Origin of the sequence: Paraburkholderia madseniana, assembly GCF_009690905.1 — a bacterium.
Taxonomy (GTDB): domain Bacteria; phylum Pseudomonadota; class Gammaproteobacteria; order Burkholderiales; family Burkholderiaceae; genus Paraburkholderia; species Paraburkholderia madseniana.
Map to the genome: position 1 here is coordinate 36,188 of NZ_VOSW01000002.1, position 15,530 is coordinate 51,717.

Sequence of the window (15,530 nt, forward strand, 5' to 3'; positions counted from 1 at the left end):
TCGTTGATTTACGTCGTTAATTTTGCGCCGAACTCCACTGGACAGGCCGCAGCAAACCAGGCAACAAACCGAACAAGCATGAGCCGCGCACCGAAACTGACGTTGAATCTGCAATTCCCTGCCGCCAAGACCTGGCCGGAACATAAGGCGCTGCTGCCGCGCGCCACCGTGGCCGGCTGGATCAAGGCGGCGCTCTTCGCGGACGGCGAGCTGACCGTGCGTTTCGTCGATGCCGACGAAGGCCGCACGCTGAACCGCACCTATCGCGGCAAGGATTACTCGACCAATGTGCTGACGTTTGCGTACGCCGAATCGGAAGACGATCCGGTGACGGGCGATCTGATCCTGTGCTGTCCGGTGGTCGAAAAAGAAGCCGCCGAACAGGGTAAGCCGCTGATCGCGCACTACGCGCATCTGCTGGTGCACGGCACCCTCCATGCGCAAGGCTACGACCACGAGGTCGAGGAAGAAGCCGAGGAGATGGAAGCGATCGAAACCGAAATTCTCGGCAAGCTCGGGTTCCCGGATCCTTACCAATAGTCTTTCCCAACCTCTTTACCCTCTCCGTCAGAAACCACCGTGAGCACGTCCTCCCCTGAAACCGATACGCGAACCACGCCCTGCCCGGACTACCCGCCCGCGCTCGGCGAACCGCGGCTGCTGACGGACGAGGAGTTGCGCGCGTCGCTCGAATGCACGTTGCGCGACTGGGACCGCAAGAGCGATCTGTGGCTGTTCGGTTATGGTTCGCTGATCTGGAATCCCGGTCTGCCTTCCGTCGAAGCGGCCCGCTCGAAAGTGCACGGTTATCACCGCGGACTGTATCTGTGGTCGCGCGTGAATCGTGGCACGCCCGAACAGCCGGGCCTCGTGCTCGCGCTCGATCGCGGCGGCTCGTGCTCCGGCATCGCCTTCCGCCTCGCCGCCGAGGGCGCGATGCCGCATCTGGAAGCGCTGTGGCGCCGTGAAATGCCGATGGGTTCGTATCGCCCGACGTGGCTGCCCTGCGTGCTCGCAGACGGCCGGCGCGTCGACGCGCTCGCGTTCGTGATGCGGCGTGACGTACCGACCTATACCGGCAAGCTGCGCGACGAGGTCGTCAAAACCGTGTTCGGCTGCGCGAGCGGTCGCTACGGCACCACGCTCGACTACGTCAGCCGCACTGTGCACGCGCTGCGCGAAAGCGGCATGCCCGACCGCGCGCTCGAAGCGCTGCTCGAGCGTTGCCGGGAGGAAAACCGCGAGGCCGGTCATGACGCTGACCGGCAAACGGGCCAAGGATCGGCACAATAAGCCGCGCGCAGCCGAACGCACTGCAGCGCGCCGCCACACTCCACCACACGCCGTACTTTTTTGCTCGAAAACGCTTTTCTTCGCGTAATCAGTTAGGATTGACCCATGCCCACCGCACGCGGCCGGGCGGGTTCATCACTGCTTCGCTCATCGCCCAGCCCGGCAGGACACGGTCCTGCCATGTGCCTGGTGTATCCTTAATGCTCTGCAACAGCGCGCCCAGTCTCGCCGGGCGCACTACCATGAACGACACGTATCCCAGTCGACACCGAACTAGCGACAAACCACAGGAAAAACGCTCACTCCTCGAGCGTCTGACCGACTTCATCTCGCCCGAACCCGACTCGCGGGCCGAACTCCTTGAAATCCTCCAGGACGCGCACGAGCGCAACCTGATCGACGCCGACTCGCTGTCGATGATCGAGGGCGTATTCCAGGTGTCCGAACTCAGCGCCCGCGACATCATGGTGCCGCGTGCTCAAATGGACGCGATCAACATCGCGGACAACCCCGCTGAATTCATTCCCTACGTGCTGGAAAAGGCGCACTCGCGCTATCCGGTGTTCGAAGGCAATCGCGACAACATCATTGGCGTGCTGCTCGCGAAAGATCTGCTGCGCTACTACGCCGAAGACGAATTCGACGTGCGCGGCATGCTGCGCCCCGCTGTCTTCATTCCGGAGTCCAAGCGCCTGAATGTGCTGCTGCACGACTTCCGCGTGAATCGCAATCACCTCGCGGTGGTGGTCGACGAATACGGCGGCGTGGCCGGCCTGATCACGATCGAAGACGTGCTGGAACAGATCGTCGGCGATATCGAAGACGAATACGATTTCGACGAGGAAAGCGGCAACATCATCGCCTCGCCGGACGGCCGCTTCCGCGTGCGCGCGCTCACGGAGATCGAGCAGTTCAACGAGTCCTTCGGCACGCATTTCCCGGACGACGAAGTCGATACGATCGGCGGTCTCGTCACGCATCATTTCGGACGGGTGCCGCATCGCGGCGAAAAAGTCCGCCTCGACGATCTGATCTTCGAGATTCTGCGCGGCGACGCCCGCCAGATTCACATGCTGCTGGTGCGCCGCGACCCGCTCGCCGGCCAGCGCGAGCGCGAAGCACAGCACGTGCAGACCTGATCCGCTCCTTTTCCTCGCTTCTTCAACTCCTCACGCCGACCGCGCAACAATGGCCGACCCGATTACATCCCGTTCGCGCCGCGGCGTGAGTGCCTCTGCCGCCCCTGCCACCCGGGAAGCGCGCGGCCGTGCACTGCCCCGCTGGCATTACCTCGTCGCGCTGGTCGCTGGTGCGGCCAATACGCTGTCTTTCGCGCCAACGCCTCATGGCGGCTGGCTCGAACTCGTGATCTTCGCGTTCTTTTTCGCATGGCTCACGCGCACGACCGGCTGGAAAAGCGCCGCGCTGACGGGCGGCGCATTCGGCTTCGGCAACTACGTCACCGGCGTATGGTGGCTGTACGTCAGCATGCACGACTACGGTGGCATGGCCGCACCGCTGGCGGGCGCCGCGGTCGTGCTGTTCACGCTGTATCTGGCGGTGTATCCGGCGCTGGCTGCCGGCGTCTGGTCGTTCTGCGCGGGGCACGCGCGCAACGGCGCGGCCGATACCGACAAGCCGTTCTCGCCGACCTGGCACGGCGCGCTGGCGTTTGCGAGCGCGTGGGCGATCGGTGAATGGCTGCGCGGCACCGTGTTCACCGGTTTTCCGTGGCTCGCGAGCGGTTATGCGCAGGTTGACGGGCCGTTCGCCGGGTTTGCGCCCATGGCGGGCGTGTACGGCGTCGGCTGGATGCTGGCGCTGGTCGCGGCTTTGATCGTGCAGGCGCTGATGCCGCTGTTGCCTTCGCGCGGGCAGCTCGATACCGCCGACGGCGGCAATGAGGGCAAACGCGGCGTCGCACGCGTTGCTATGCCGGCGGGAATCGCGGTTGCGCTGATCGCGGCCGGCCTGCTGCTGCCGCTCGCGCAATGGACCCTGCCCGCCAACGCACCGCTGACGGTGCGCCTCCTGCAAGGCAACGTCAAACAGGAAATGAAGTTCGAAGAATCCGGCATGCGCGCCGCGATCGACCAGTATCAGCAGATGATCACGTCGAAGCCCGCCGACCTGATTGTCACGCCGGAAACCGCCATTCCGGTGCTCGCGCAGCAATTGCCGCCGCAGTTCGCGTCGGCGGTGCGCAACTTTTCGGACACGACCGGCACTGCGATCGTGTTCGGCGCGATCGGCGGCACGATTACGCCGGAAGGCCAGGTGATCGACTATACGAACAGCCTGTTCGGCGTCACGCCGGGCACGCGCGACGTATATCGCTACGACAAACACCATCTCGTGCCATTCGGCGAATTCGTGCCGTGGGGCTTTCGCTGGTTCGTGAATCTGATGAGCATTCCGCTCGGCGATTTCGCGCGCGGCGCGCCAGTGCAGAAGCCGTTTATCGTGCATAACCAGCCGGTCTCGGTCGACATCTGCTACGAGGATATTTTCGGCGAGGAGATTGCGCGAAACATTCGCGAGAGCGACACGCCCGCAGGTGTACTGGTCAACTCGACCAATCTCGCCTGGTTCGGCGACACGATCGCGCTGGATCAGCATCTGCAGATTGCGCGCATGCGTTCGCTGGAAACCGGCAGACCGATGCTGCGCGCGACCAACACCGGCATGACCGCCGCGATCGACGCCAACGGCAAGGTGATCGGACGCCTGACGCCGTACACGATCGGCTCGCTCGATGTGACGGTGCAAGGCACCTCGGGCAGCACGCCCTATGTGACGAGTGGCAATAACACGGTGCTGGCAGTTTCGTTATTGCTGCTGGCGTTCGGGTTTGCATTCGGCCCGGGGATTACGCGGCGGCAAAGCGGTAAGAAATAACTCGCGATAAACGGCGTGACTGTGCGCATGCCGTTTAAACGTGAAAGCACAGTGGTGAATCTCGCCCCAATAGAAAAACGCGCGCTCCGGAACCCCGTGAGCGCGCGTTTACAAAAAATCAGGCTTTACTGATTCGATGCGATCCGCTGCTGAATATGTTGGGCGCGCGCCGGTGAAGCCGGATGCGAACTCAACATGCTCGACTTGCCGCCATCCAGTTGTGCGAGCTTGTTGAACGCCGTCACCAATCCCGACGGATCGAGATTCTTCTTTTTCTGCAAGTCGAATGAATAATCGTCGGCCGCGCTTTCCTGAGTTTGCGAGAACTGCGCATTAATCAGCTTCTCGGAAAAATCGCCAAGCTGCGAACCGGACAACGCCCCCGCCACACCACCCGCCGACGATGCCACCGAACGCGCCGCCGAAGTCGCGTACGCGACCTGCATCGCCTTCTTCGTATGGCCGAGCGCAACGTGGCCCATCTCGTGGCCGACCACACCGCGCACTTCGTTGTCGTTCATCATGTCCATCAGACCGCTATAGACGCGCACGCAGCCGTTGGCCATCGCCCATGCATTGACGTCCTTGGTTACGTACACCTTGTAGTTCACCGGCACGCCGTTGATGTTGTTGCCCAGTTGCGCGGCGATCTTGTTCAGGCGTTTCTGATACTTGCTGTTCGCGGCGGCAATCTGATTTTCACTATCCAGTTGCGCGCACGACTTGTCGGTCAGCGCACGCACATCAGCATCGCTGAGTGTGGCGGCCTGGGCGGCCTGCTGGCCGGACTGGATCAGCGCAGTCGGATTAACGTTGCTGACGTTCGAGCACGCAGCAAACAGCGCACAGGCAGAAGCGGCAATAACAAAGCGGTACGATTTCATGGTGGAAGTCTCTTTTGCGGACGTTATTAATATCGACGGCGCGTTTTAATGCACCGTCCATTCGCAATGGCCGCAAATCACGGGAGAAAAACTCCACGTATGTCGATTGCATAAACCATTGCGCCACGCGGCAGACAAAAAAAATGCGCCTGACGGGTAGGCGCATTTTTACCACAAACGTAAGCTTAAATTTATGCTTATGAAAGCGTGAATGACATCATTTTGCAATTTAGCGAAAATTGCGGGCAGCGCGATTCCAGACAACCGCACCATTGAGCGGCAACGAGTACTTCGCTCAATTCGCCGGCACCGTATCAATGAACGACTGACGCAACGACAGTTTCTGGAAATGTTTATCCAGATTCGGATACCCTTCGCGCCAGTTCAACTCAGGCATGCGGAAATCGAGGTAGCCCAGCGCACAGCCCACCGCGATATCCGCGAGTGTGTAGTGATTGCCCGTGCACCACGGCTTGGTGCCCAAGCCTTGTGACATGGCGATCAGGCCTTCGTCGATCTTGCGCTGCTGCCGCGCGACCCACGCGTCCACGCGCTGTTCGGGCGCGCGCTGGGTGCTTTCGAGGCGAATCAGCACCGCGGCGTCCAGCATGCCGTCGGCGAGCGCCTCCCAGCAGCGCACTTCGACGCGCTCGCGCCCCGACGGCGGAATCAGCTTGCCGACTGGCGACAGCGTATCCACGTATTCGCAGATCACCCGCGAGTCGAACACCGCTTCGCCGTCTTCCATCACGAGGCACGGCACCTTGCCGATCGGATTGAAGGTGTGAATCGTGGTATCCGGCGCCCAGACGTTCTCGGGCACGAGTTCGTAGTCGATCTTCTTGTCGGCCAGAACGATCCGCGCTTTGCGCACGAACGGGCTGGCGAGCGAACCGATGAGTTTCATCATTACCATCTGCCTTTTCTTGAATTCGGCGAAAGTATAAGTGGTCGGCGGCATTCCCGAGCACAGCGCTGTCGCTTCGCAAGCCGCATGGATGCTCGCTGTGGATGGATTGCAACATTGCCGCGACACTAGCATGCCGTCTACCCGGCCAAATGGCTAACGTGGCTGGGGCGACCACCTCTCCCCGCCAGTATCCGCGCAAAATAAGTCTCCGCATTGGGCGCTACAATCTCACGATGAACCAGCCGACCGAACCCACCATCGCCATCGACGTCTACCGCACGCGCCGCGAGCGCGTCCTCGCCGCGCTGCGCGCGACGGGTGGGGGCGTCGCCATCGTCCCCACCGCGCCGGAAAAGCTGCGCAACCGGGACGCCGACTACCCCTACCGGCACGATAGCTATTTCTACTATCTGACGGGTTTCACGGAGCCCGAGGCCTTGCTGGTGCTCGACGCAAGCGCCGCATCGGGCGAACCGGCCTCGATCCTGTTCTGCCGCGAGAAGAATGTCGAGCGCGAGACATGGGAAGGTTTCCGTTTCGGGCCGGAGGGCGCACGCGAGGCGTTCGGCTTCGACGCCGCCTTCCCCGAGAGCGAAGTCGACGCGCAACTACCACGCATTCTCGCCGACAAGCCATCGCTGCATTACGCGCTCGGCACGTCGGCGGCACTGGACGAACAGGTGCGCGGCTGGCTCGACGCGGTGCGCTCGCTAGGCCGCAGCGGCGTCGCCACGCCCACAGTCGCGCATGATCTGATCCCGTTGCTCGACGACATGCGGCTCATCAAGGATCCCCACGAACTCGCCATCATGCGTCGCGCCGGACAGATTTCCGCGCAGGCGCATCGCCGCGCAATGGCCGCCTGCCACCCCGGCGTGCGTGAGTACGAACTGGAAGCCGAGCTGCTCTACACCTTCCGCAAATTCGGCTCGCAGGCGCCGGCTTACACGTCGATCGTCGCCGCGGGCGCCAACGCCTGCGTGCTGCACTACCCGGCCGGCAACGCGATCGCCCAGGACGGCGACCTGATCCTGATCGACGCCGCCTGCGAACTCGACGGCTACGCATCCGACATCACCCGCACCTTCCCGGCGAGCGGCCGCTTCACGCCGGCGCAGCGCGAGTTGTACGACATCGTGCTGGGCGCGCAGCAGGCTGCCGTCGACGCCACCCGCGTCGGTGCCACCTTCGACGATCCGCACCAGGCCGCCGTGCGCGTGCTATCGCAAGGGCTGCTCGACACCGGCATCGTCGACCGCGCGAAGTTCGCCTCGGTCGACGCAGTGATCGCGGAGCGCGCCTATGCGCCGTTCTATATGCACCGTACTGGCCACTGGATCGGCATGGACGTGCACGATGTCGGCGACTACCGCGAACGCGGCGCACCACGCGACGAAGCGGGCGCGCTGCCGTGGCGCACGCTGCAGGTGGGGATGACGCTGACCATCGAGCCCGGCTTGTACATCCGTCCGACCGAAGGCGTGCCGGAGCGCTACTGGAACATCGGCATCCGCATTGAAGACGACGCGATCGTCACGGCGGCAGGTTGCGAGCTGATCACACGCGACGTCCCGGTGGCGGCCGGCGAGATCGAGGCGCTGATGCAGGAAGCCCGCGCGGCCCAGCCGCTAAAGCAGTAACCGAGGCAGTAACCCAAGGAAGCAACCCGCAATGAACGACGTTTCCCAGTCGACGGTGATTCTGAAACCCGCCGCGTCCGACCATGGCTTCGATTTCGACGTGACGATCGTCGGCGCCGGGCCGGTCGGGCTGGCGCTTGCCGGCTGGCTGGCGCGCCGCAGCGCGACGCAGGCGCTGAAGATCGCGTTGATCGACGCGCGCGAACCGGAAGATTCGATTACCGATCCGCGCGCGATCGCCGTCTCGCACGGCAGCCGGATGATTCTCGAACCACTGCGCTGGCCAGCCGACGCCACCGCGATCCAGCGCATCCACGTGTCGCAGCGCGGCCATTTCGGCCGCACGCTGATCGACCACAGCGAGCACGGTTTGCCGGCGCTCGGTTACGTGCTGCGTTATGGCTCGATCGTGCACGGTCTCGCCGAAGCGGTTCACGCGACCTCGGTGCACTGGTTCCGCTCCACCTCCGCCGCGGCGCCGACTCAGGACCTCGACGGCGTCACGCTGCCGATCGAAACCGCGGGTGTCACACGCAATCTGCGCACGCGGATTCTGGTGAATGCCGAAGGCGGCCTGTTCGGCGACCAGAAACAGAAAGCCACCGGGAGCACGGGCAGCAGCGCAGTCGGCGGAACGCGCGATTACGGGCAGACCGCGCTGGTCGGCACGGTCGCCGTGTCGGCGCCGCAACCGCATGTGGCGTGGGAGCGCTTCACGTCGCAAGGACCGATCGCATTGCTGCCGATGGGCGGCGTGCGCGGCGCGAATTACGCGCTGGTCTGGTGCTGCGCACCCGACGAAGCCGCGCGACGCGCACAACTCTCCGACGACGAATTCCTGCTCGAACTCGGCGCCGCATTCGGCAACCGCATGGGCCGCTTTACGCAAATCAAGGGACGCGCGTCGTTCCCGCTGGGACTGAACGCGGTCGATACGCTGGTGAACGGCCATGTCGTTGCAATCGGCAATGCGGCGCAGACGCTGCATCCGGTGGCAGGTCAAGGTCTGAATCTGGGCTTGCGCGACGCACACGCGCTCGCCGATGCCTTGTCGGCGGAAGGTCCGACCCCGCTGGCTCTCGCGACGTTCGCGCAACGCCGCGCGCTCGACCGGCGCCTGACGATCGGCGCCACCGACACGCTCGCGCGCCTTTTCACCGTCGACTTCCCGCCGCTCGCCGCCTTGCGCGGCCTCGCCCTCACCGCGCTCGAATTCGTGCCGCCGGTGAAAACCGCGCTGGCGCGGCAAATGATGTTCGGCCAGCGCCGCTGAGCGCGCCGCCCGTTCGCGCCCAACGCCCTCGGCCGCTGCAGCCTTTTTAGGCACCGTGCCAGGCACATAAGCAGGCCCATCAGCGTCGCCGCGCGAACGGTGCCGGTTCTATGAACCGGACCACTTTCATAGAAGATTTAATGAGTTACGACAGACTCAAGTCGGGTGTCGACTATCCGTTAACGCTAAAATGGCGGTTTTCCTTCGCATTTCGCGCAAGCTCCGATTGACAGAAACTTAACAATCGGTCACAAGCGCGTCCAAGTCATGCCCACTCTCGGCTCCCACAATCTGCGTAACAACCTGTTCGTCGCCCCCATGGCCGGCGTAACCGACCGGCCGTTCCGGCAACTGTGCAAACGGCTGGGCGCGGGCTATGCGGTGTCGGAAATGGTCGCCTCGAACGCGCAGTTGTGGAAAAGCGAAAAAACCATGCGCCGCGCCAACCACACGGGCGAGGTCGAGCCGATCGCCGTGCAGATCGCCGGCGCCGATCCGGCCATGATGGCCGAAGCCGCTCGCTACAACGTGGCGAACGGCGCGCAGATCATCGACATCAACATGGGCTGCCCGGCCAAGAAGGTGTGCAACGTGGCCGCGGGTTCCGCCTTGCTGCAGAACGAGCCGCTGGTGCAGCGCATCGTCGAGGCCGTGGTGGGCGCAGTGGGCGTCGGGCCGGATGCGGTGCCCGTCACGCTGAAGATCCGCACCGGCTGGGATCGCGACAACAAAAACGCTTTGACGGTAGCGCGTCTGGCCGAAGCCGCCGGCATTTCCATGCTGACCGTGCACGGCCGCACCCGCGCCGACCTGTATCACGGCGACGCCGAATACGAGACCATCGCTGCCGTCAAAGCAGCGGTGCGCATTCCGGTGGTCGCCAATGGCGACATCACGTCGCCGCAAAAAGCCCGCGAGGTGCTCGCCGCCACCGGCGCCGACGCCATCATGATCGGCCGCGCCGCCCAGGGGCGTCCGTGGCTGTTTCGCGAGATCGAGCATTTCCTGCAAACGGGTGAGTTGCTGCCGCCGCCGCGCATCGACGAAATCCAGCAGGTGATGAACGAGCATCTCGAAGATCACTACGCGTTCTACGGCGAATTTACGGGCGTGCGCACTGCGCGTAAGCATATCGGCTGGTACACTCGCGGCCTTTCTGGCGCCAACGTGTTCCGGCACCGTATGAATACGCTGGACACCACGCGCGAACAACTCCTCGCCGTCAACGAATTCTTCAACGCCCAAAAGGCGATTTCCGACCGCCTCGTCTACGTCGACGAGACGCTCAGCAAGAACGACGGCGAGCCGGACCATACCGACCGACTAGCAGCATGAGCAAGAACAATATCGAACAATCTGTCCGCGACAGCCTGGGGATGTATTTCCAGGATCTCGACGGCTCCAATCCGCATGACGTCTACGACATGGTTATTTCATGCGTGGAAAAACCCTTGCTCGAAGTGGTGCTCGAGCAGGCCGGCGGCAATCAGTCGCTGGCCGCCGAGTATCTCGGCATCAACCGCAATACGCTGCGCAAGAAGCTGCAACAGCACGGTTTGCTGTAGTTCGTTGTAGTTTCAAGCGCCCTGCCACGTTTCCCTTCGGCTTTTCGTCTTCATCATGATCAAGCAAGCGCTCATCTCCGTTTCCGACAAGTCCGGCATCGTCGACTTCGCCAAGTCGCTGTCGGACCTCGGCGTCAAGATCCTGTCGACCGGCGGCACCGCGAAACTGCTCGCGGACGCGGGCCTCTCCGTCACCGAAGTCGCCGACTACACGGGCTTCCCGGAAATGCTGGACGGGCGTGTGAAAACGCTGCATCCGAAGGTGCACGGCGGCATTCTTGCGCGCCGCGACCTGCCGGAACACATGGCAGCGCTTGAAAAGCACGACATCCCGACGATCGACCTGCTGGTCGTGAATCTGTACCCGTTCGTGCAGACCGTGTCGAAAGAAACGTGCTCGCTGGAAGACGCGATCGAGAATATCGACATCGGCGGCCCGACCATGCTGCGCTCGGCCGCGAAGAATCATCGCGACGTGACGGTGGTGGTCGATCCGGCCGACTACGCGGTCGTGCTCGACGAAATGCGTGCGAATAGCAACGCTGTCTCGTACAAGACGAACTTCCGTCTGGCCACCAAGGTGTTCGCGCACACCGCGCAGTACGACGGCGCGATCACGAACTACCTGACGAGCCTCACCGACGAATTGCAACACTCGTCGCGCAACACCTACCCGGCTACCTTCAACCTGGCTTTCGACAAGGTGCAGGATCTGCGCTACGGCGAGAACCCGCACCAGAGCGCCGCGTTCTATCGCGATCTGTCCGTGCCGGCTGGCGCACTGGCGAACTACAACCAGTTGCAAGGCAAGGAACTGTCGTACAACAACATCGCCGATTCCGATGCAGCGTGGGAATGCGTGAAGACGTTCGACGTACCGGCCTGCGTGATCGTCAAGCACGCGAATCCGTGCGGCGTCGCAGTGGGCGCGGACGCGAACGAAGCGTATGCGAAGGCGTTCCAGACCGATCCGACCTCGGCGTTCGGCGGCATCATCGCGTTCAACCGTGAAGTCGACGAAACGGCGGCGCAAGCCGTGGCCAAGCAGTTCGTCGAAGTGCTGATCGCACCGTCGTTCAGCACGGCGGCTCGTCAGGTGTTCGCGGCCAAGCAGAACGTGCGTCTGTTGGAAATCGCCTTGGGTGACGGTCATAACGCGTTCGATCTGAAGCGCGTCGGCGGCGGCCTGCTGGTGCAATCGCTCGATTCGAAAAACGTGCAGCCGCACGAATTGCGCGTGGTCACGAAGCGTCACCCGACGCCGAAGGAAATGGACGACCTGCTGTTCGCATGGCGCGTCGCGAAGTACGTGAAGTCGAACGCGATCGTGTTCTGCGGCAACGGCATGACGCTCGGCGTCGGCGCGGGCCAGATGAGCCGCGTGGACTCGGCGCGTATTGCGAGTATCAAGGCGCAGAACGCCGGTTTGACGCTGGCGGGTTCGGCGGTGGCGTCGGACGCGTTCTTCCCGTTCCGTGACGGTCTGGATGTGGTGGTTGCAGCAGGCGCGACCTGCGTGATTCAACCGGGCGGCTCGATGCGCGACGACGAAGTGATCGGTGCAGCAGACGAGCACAACATCGCGATGGTGGTGACCGGCGTGCGTCATTTCCGGCATTGAATTCGACTTCGCGGGCGGCGTCTTTGTGATGCGATGCTCGCCTGCGTAGCTTGCGCGAAACGGCCCGGTGGAGTTTTCCGCCGGGTCGTTTTGTTTTGGAACACCGACCGCCACACGGCGCGTTCGTTGTAGTATCGCAAGCACCTGGTTTTAACCGCATACGCGGCATCTCATGAGAATTCTCGGCATCGACCCCGGCTTGCGCGTGACCGGCTTTGGCGTAATCGATCAAACCGGACACACGCTCAGCTACGTCGCAAGCGGCGTGATCAAAACCGCCGACGCCGATCTGCCATCGCGTCTCGGCACCATTTTCGAAGGCATTTCGACGCTGATCCGCCAGCACTCGCCGGATCAGTCGGCGATCGAAAAAGTGTTCGTCAACGTCAATCCGCAATCCACCCTGCTGCTTGGTCAGGCGCGCGGCGCGGCGATTTGTGGGCTGGTGGCGGGCGGCGTGCCGGTTGCCGAATATACGGCGTTGCAGTTGAAGCAGGCTGTGGTCGGTTATGGCCGCGCGACCAAGGAGCAGATGCAGCAGATGGTGGTGCGGCTGCTCAACCTCTCCGGCGTGCCTGGCACTGATGCCGCTGACGCCCTCGGCATGGCGATTTGCCACGCGCATGGGGGCTCGACGCTGAGTACGCTCGGCGGCATTGCGCCGTCGCTAGCGAAGAAAGGCTTGCGTGTGCGGCGTGGGCGGTTGGTGGGCTAGGTGTTCAGTTCCGGCTGCCAGCGCCATGATCCGCAACATCACTGAGCCTGCTTCGGGCCGCACGAATTGTGGAAACAGCGCGAATCGCGACTACGCATCATGCCGCGCACCCACTGCGCTACACTCGCCCTTTCTCTCAAGATTGAATCCGCCATGATCGGTCGCATTGCCGGCGTTCTGCTGGAAAAAAACCCGCCGCATCTACTCGTCGACTGCAACGGCGTCGGTTACGAAGTCGATGTGCCGATGAGCACGTTCTACAACCTGCCGTCGACCGGTGAACGCGTCGTGCTGCTCACGCAAATGATCGTGCGTGAAGACGCGCATCTCCTCTATGGCTTCGGCACCGCCGAAGAACGCTCGACGTTCCGCGAACTGCTGAAGATCACAGGCATCGGCGCGCGTATGGCGCTCGCCGTGCTCTCCGGCATGAGCGTGCATGAGCTGGCGCAGACCGTCACGATGCAGGACGCCGCGCGCCTGACTCGTGTGCCGGGCATCGGCAAGAAAACAGCGGAGCGGCTGCTCCTCGAACTGAAGGGGAAGATCGGCGCCGACCTGGGCGCGCTGGCGGGCGCGGCGTCGGCATCCGACCACGCCTCCGATATCCTGAACGCACTGATCGCATTGGGTTACTCCGAAAAAGAAGCGTTGGCGGCCGTCAAGAACGTGCCGGCCGGCACCGGCGTTTCCGAAGGCATCAAGCTCGCGTTGAAGGCGTTGTCCAAGGGTTAAAAGCCCATGCCGTGACGGTGGCGCCGCGTGCGACAAGTAAAGCTTCGCACACGGCGGTGCGGCGCACACCCTGGCCGTTCGGCCGAGTTTCGCAACGGGCGGGGCGCGGTACAATGACCGCATGATCGAAACCGACAAACTCGCCGCCGAGCGCATCATCGCGGCCACGCCCGTCTCGCCGAACGAAGAAGCGTTCGAGCGCGCGTTGCGCCCACGCCAGCTCGAAGAATATGTCGGGCAGGAAAAAATACGCGGTCAACTGGAAATCTTCATCGAGGCTGCCAGGCGCCGGTCGGAATCGCTCGACCACGTGCTGCTGTTCGGGCCGCCGGGTCTCGGCAAGACCACGCTCGCGCACATCATCGCGCGGGAAATGGGTGTCAATCTGCGGCAAACATCCGGCCCGGTTCTTGAACGCGCCGGCGACCTCGCTGCATTGCTCACCAACCTCGAAGCCAACGACGTGCTGTTCATCGACGAAATCCACCGGCTCTCGCCGGTCGTCGAAGAAATTCTGTATCCGGCGTTGGAGGATTATCAGATCGACATCATGATCGGCGAAGGGCCGGCCGCGCGCAGCGTGAAGCTGGATCTGCAGCCGTTCACGCTGGTCGGCGCAACCACCCGCGCGGGTATGCTGACCAATCCGCTGCGCGACCGCTTCGGTATCGTCGCACGGCTCGAGTTTTATAACGCCGAAGAGTTGGCGCGCATCGTCACGCGTTCGGCATCGTTGCTACATGCGCAGATCCACCCGGATGGCGCATTCGAAATCGCCAAGCGCGCACGCGGCACGCCGCGGATCGCGAACCGGCTGTTGCGCCGCGTGCGCGATTTCGCAGAGGTGAAAGCGGACGGCAACATCACCGCTCAAGTGGCGGACGCGGCACTCAAGATGCTCGACGTGGATGCGGTCGGCTTCGACCTGATGGACCGCAAACTGCTCGAGGCGATCCTGCACAAATTCGACGGTGGCCCGGTCGGCGTCGACAATCTGGCAGCGGCAATCGGCGAAGAGCGCGACACGATCGAAGACGTGCTCGAACCGTACCTGATCCAGCAAGGCTTCCTGCAGCGCACGCCGCGCGGCCGCGTCGCCACACTGCTCACGTACCGGCATTTCGGTCTCGCCGCGCCGGATGCTTCGAGCCCCATATCCGGCCTGTGGGATGCGGCCGCGACCTGAGCCGGATGCGCGAGTTGAAATAACTCGCGCCGTTTAACGCCCCGGTTCCGGCACCCTCTTCTTGAAGCTATCGTCATCGCTCGGCGCGTCGAGATGCGACACGTCCGCCCACGACACGATCGTCGCCTTGCTGGCGTCGTCGGCATAATCCACCACGTTGACGCTCGTATTCAGCAACGCGTAATCACGCGGCGCATCGAGTGACAAACCGCACGCAAAACGACGTACGCAATCGAGCACACCGCCATGCGCGACCACAGCGATCCGGCCGCCCGGATGCACTGCCACCAGAGGCTCGATCGCGTGCAGCACGCGGTGATAGAGCGTGCGCTGCGATTCACCTTCAGGCGGCGCGAAGCCAGGATCGCGGGTTTGCCAGTGCGCGTACTCATCAGGGAAACGGACGGCGATTTCGTCGCTGTCATGCCCCTGGAACGCACCATACGAACGCTCACGCAAACCTTCACGCAGTTGCAGCGGCAGGCCGAGCGCGTCGGCGATCGGCTGCGCGGTTTGTTGGGCACGTTGCAGATCGCTCGAATAGATCGCGTCGAGCCGTGCGCCCTCTTTCACCTCACCCGCGATGCGGCGTGCAAGGCGTTGCGCCTGCGCGAGGCCGGTCGTCGCGAGCGGAATGTCGATGTGACCTTGAATGCGCTTGATGCGGTTCCAGTCGGTCTCGCCGTGGCGGATGAACAGAATCTGCGTAGTCATGGGATGAGCGTGGGCGCCAGTAGCCGGTTATGCCGAGCCGCTATTGTCGCAAGAAGCGGCTGGAGGAGTGGAAGCGTGCCGCCGCGTACACCATGC

Annotated in this window: 15 protein-coding genes; 12 read left to right on the plus strand and 3 right to left on the minus strand. The window is 63.2% G+C overall.

From position 1 onward, the window contains the following. The first annotated feature begins 78 nt into the window (after positions 1 to 78). The 4 genes from ybeY (at position 79) to lnt (ending at position 4,191) form a co-directional block, all read left to right on the plus strand. On the plus strand, positions 79 to 540 hold the full coding sequence (gene ybeY / locus FSO04_RS01655; protein WP_154558067.1) for an rRNA maturation RNase YbeY: 462 nt from the start codon (positions 79 to 81) through the stop codon (positions 538 to 540). Positions 541 to 579: 39 nt separating this feature from the next. Further along, complete coding sequence (locus FSO04_RS01660) at positions 580 to 1,293, plus strand: gamma-glutamylcyclotransferase (protein WP_168435533.1); 714 nt, start codon at positions 580 to 582, stop codon at positions 1,291 to 1,293. Positions 1,294 to 1,535: 242 nt separating this feature from the next. Next, entirely contained in the window at positions 1,536 to 2,432 is an 897-nt protein-coding gene (locus FSO04_RS01665) for an HlyC/CorC family transporter (RefSeq protein WP_054034680.1), read from the plus strand. A 49-nt stretch (positions 2,433 to 2,481) separates the two neighbouring features. After that, positions 2,482 to 4,191 (plus strand): apolipoprotein N-acyltransferase, encoded by a 1,710-nt coding sequence (gene lnt / locus FSO04_RS01670; protein ID WP_154558068.1) that lies wholly within the window; start codon positions 2,482 to 2,484, stop codon positions 4,189 to 4,191. Between the two features lie 125 nt (positions 4,192 to 4,316). Here lnt and loiP read toward each other — a convergent pair whose 3' ends face one another. Together loiP and FSO04_RS01680 are read right to left on the minus strand one after the other, a co-directional pair. Then, positions 4,317 to 5,075 (minus strand): metalloprotease LoiP, encoded by a 759-nt coding sequence (gene loiP, locus FSO04_RS01675; protein ID WP_154558069.1) that lies wholly within the window; start codon positions 5,073 to 5,075, stop codon positions 4,317 to 4,319. A gap of 295 nt (positions 5,076 to 5,370) precedes the next feature. Continuing rightward, a complete protein-coding gene (locus FSO04_RS01680) occupies positions 5,371 to 5,985 on the minus strand; it encodes a glutathione S-transferase C-terminal domain-containing protein (RefSeq protein WP_171927491.1) in 615 nt (204 codons plus the stop codon). Between the two features lie 233 nt (positions 5,986 to 6,218). Here FSO04_RS01680 and FSO04_RS01685 point away from each other — a divergent pair, with 233 nt between their 5' ends. The 8 genes from FSO04_RS01685 to ruvB all read left to right on the plus strand — a co-directional run bounded on the left by FSO04_RS01685 (position 6,219) and on the right by ruvB (position 14,720). Beyond that, on the plus strand, positions 6,219 to 7,625 hold the full coding sequence (locus FSO04_RS01685; RefSeq protein WP_154558071.1) for an aminopeptidase P N-terminal domain-containing protein: 1,407 nt from the start codon (positions 6,219 to 6,221) through the stop codon (positions 7,623 to 7,625). A gap of 31 nt (positions 7,626 to 7,656) precedes the next feature. Continuing rightward, positions 7,657 to 8,898: a UbiH/UbiF/VisC/COQ6 family ubiquinone biosynthesis hydroxylase gene (locus FSO04_RS01690; RefSeq protein WP_154558072.1), complete on the plus strand. Its 1,242-nt coding sequence runs from the start codon at positions 7,657 to 7,659 to the stop codon at positions 8,896 to 8,898. A gap of 267 nt (positions 8,899 to 9,165) precedes the next feature. Beyond that, positions 9,166 to 10,233, plus strand: a complete 1,068-nt coding sequence (gene dusB / locus FSO04_RS01695) for a tRNA dihydrouridine synthase DusB (RefSeq protein WP_154558073.1) — start codon at positions 9,166 to 9,168, stop codon at positions 10,231 to 10,233. After that, positions 10,230 to 10,463, plus strand: a complete 234-nt coding sequence (locus FSO04_RS01700; RefSeq protein ID WP_007180440.1) for a Fis family transcriptional regulator — start codon at positions 10,230 to 10,232, stop codon at positions 10,461 to 10,463. Before dusB ends, FSO04_RS01700 begins: the two co-directional genes overlap by 4 nt. Positions 10,464 to 10,518: 55 nt before the next feature. After that, positions 10,519 to 12,084, plus strand: a complete 1,566-nt coding sequence (purH, locus tag FSO04_RS01705) for a bifunctional phosphoribosylaminoimidazolecarboxamide formyltransferase/IMP cyclohydrolase (protein ID WP_154558074.1) — start codon at positions 10,519 to 10,521, stop codon at positions 12,082 to 12,084. Positions 12,085 to 12,256: 172 nt separating this feature from the next. Further along, entirely contained in the window at positions 12,257 to 12,799 is a 543-nt protein-coding gene (gene ruvC / locus FSO04_RS01710; protein ID WP_097390381.1) for a crossover junction endodeoxyribonuclease RuvC, read from the plus strand. 153 nt (positions 12,800 to 12,952) lie between these two features. Continuing rightward, positions 12,953 to 13,534, plus strand: coding sequence for a Holliday junction branch migration protein RuvA (gene ruvA, locus FSO04_RS01715; RefSeq protein WP_093635484.1), 582 nt, complete (start codon positions 12,953 to 12,955; stop codon positions 13,532 to 13,534). A gap of 121 nt (positions 13,535 to 13,655) precedes the next feature. Further along, positions 13,656 to 14,720 (plus strand): Holliday junction branch migration DNA helicase RuvB, encoded by a 1,065-nt coding sequence (ruvB, locus tag FSO04_RS01720; protein WP_154558075.1) that lies wholly within the window; start codon positions 13,656 to 13,658, stop codon positions 14,718 to 14,720. Positions 14,721 to 14,753: 33 nt separating this feature from the next. On the opposite strand, the gene FSO04_RS01725 is transcribed toward ruvB, so the two are convergent. Next, positions 14,754 to 15,434: a histidine phosphatase family protein gene (locus tag FSO04_RS01725; protein ID WP_154558076.1), complete on the minus strand. Its 681-nt coding sequence runs from the start codon at positions 15,432 to 15,434 to the stop codon at positions 14,754 to 14,756. Positions 15,435 to 15,530 lie beyond the last annotated feature (96 nt).

Coding starts and splice junctions, on each gene's coding strand:
- ybeY (WP_154558067.1), top strand. CDS start 79: ATGAGCCGCGCACCGAAACTGACGTTGAATCTGCAATTCCCTGCCGCC.
- FSO04_RS01665 (WP_054034680.1), top strand. CDS start 1,536: ATGAACGACACGTATCCCAGTCGACACCGAACTAGCGACAAACCACAG.
- lnt (WP_154558068.1), top strand. CDS start 2,482: ATGGCCGACCCGATTACATCCCGTTCGCGCCGCGGCGTGAGTGCCTCT.
- loiP (WP_154558069.1), bottom strand. CDS start 5,075: ATGAAATCGTACCGCTTTGTTATTGCCGCTTCTGCCTGTGCGCTGTTT.
- FSO04_RS01680 (WP_171927491.1), bottom strand. CDS start 5,985: ATGATGAAACTCATCGGTTCGCTCGCCAGCCCGTTCGTGCGCAAAGCG.
- FSO04_RS01685 (WP_154558071.1), top strand. CDS start 6,219: ATGAACCAGCCGACCGAACCCACCATCGCCATCGACGTCTACCGCACG.
- FSO04_RS01690 (WP_154558072.1), top strand. CDS start 7,657: ATGAACGACGTTTCCCAGTCGACGGTGATTCTGAAACCCGCCGCGTCC.
- dusB (WP_154558073.1), top strand. CDS start 9,166: ATGCCCACTCTCGGCTCCCACAATCTGCGTAACAACCTGTTCGTCGCC.
- FSO04_RS01700 (WP_007180440.1), top strand. CDS start 10,230: ATGAGCAAGAACAATATCGAACAATCTGTCCGCGACAGCCTGGGGATG.
- purH (WP_154558074.1), top strand. CDS start 10,519: ATGATCAAGCAAGCGCTCATCTCCGTTTCCGACAAGTCCGGCATCGTC.
- ruvC (WP_097390381.1), top strand. CDS start 12,257: ATGAGAATTCTCGGCATCGACCCCGGCTTGCGCGTGACCGGCTTTGGC.
- ruvA (WP_093635484.1), top strand. CDS start 12,953: ATGATCGGTCGCATTGCCGGCGTTCTGCTGGAAAAAAACCCGCCGCAT.
- ruvB (WP_154558075.1), top strand. CDS start 13,656: ATGATCGAAACCGACAAACTCGCCGCCGAGCGCATCATCGCGGCCACG.
- FSO04_RS01725 (WP_154558076.1), bottom strand. CDS start 15,434: ATGACTACGCAGATTCTGTTCATCCGCCACGGCGAGACCGACTGGAAC.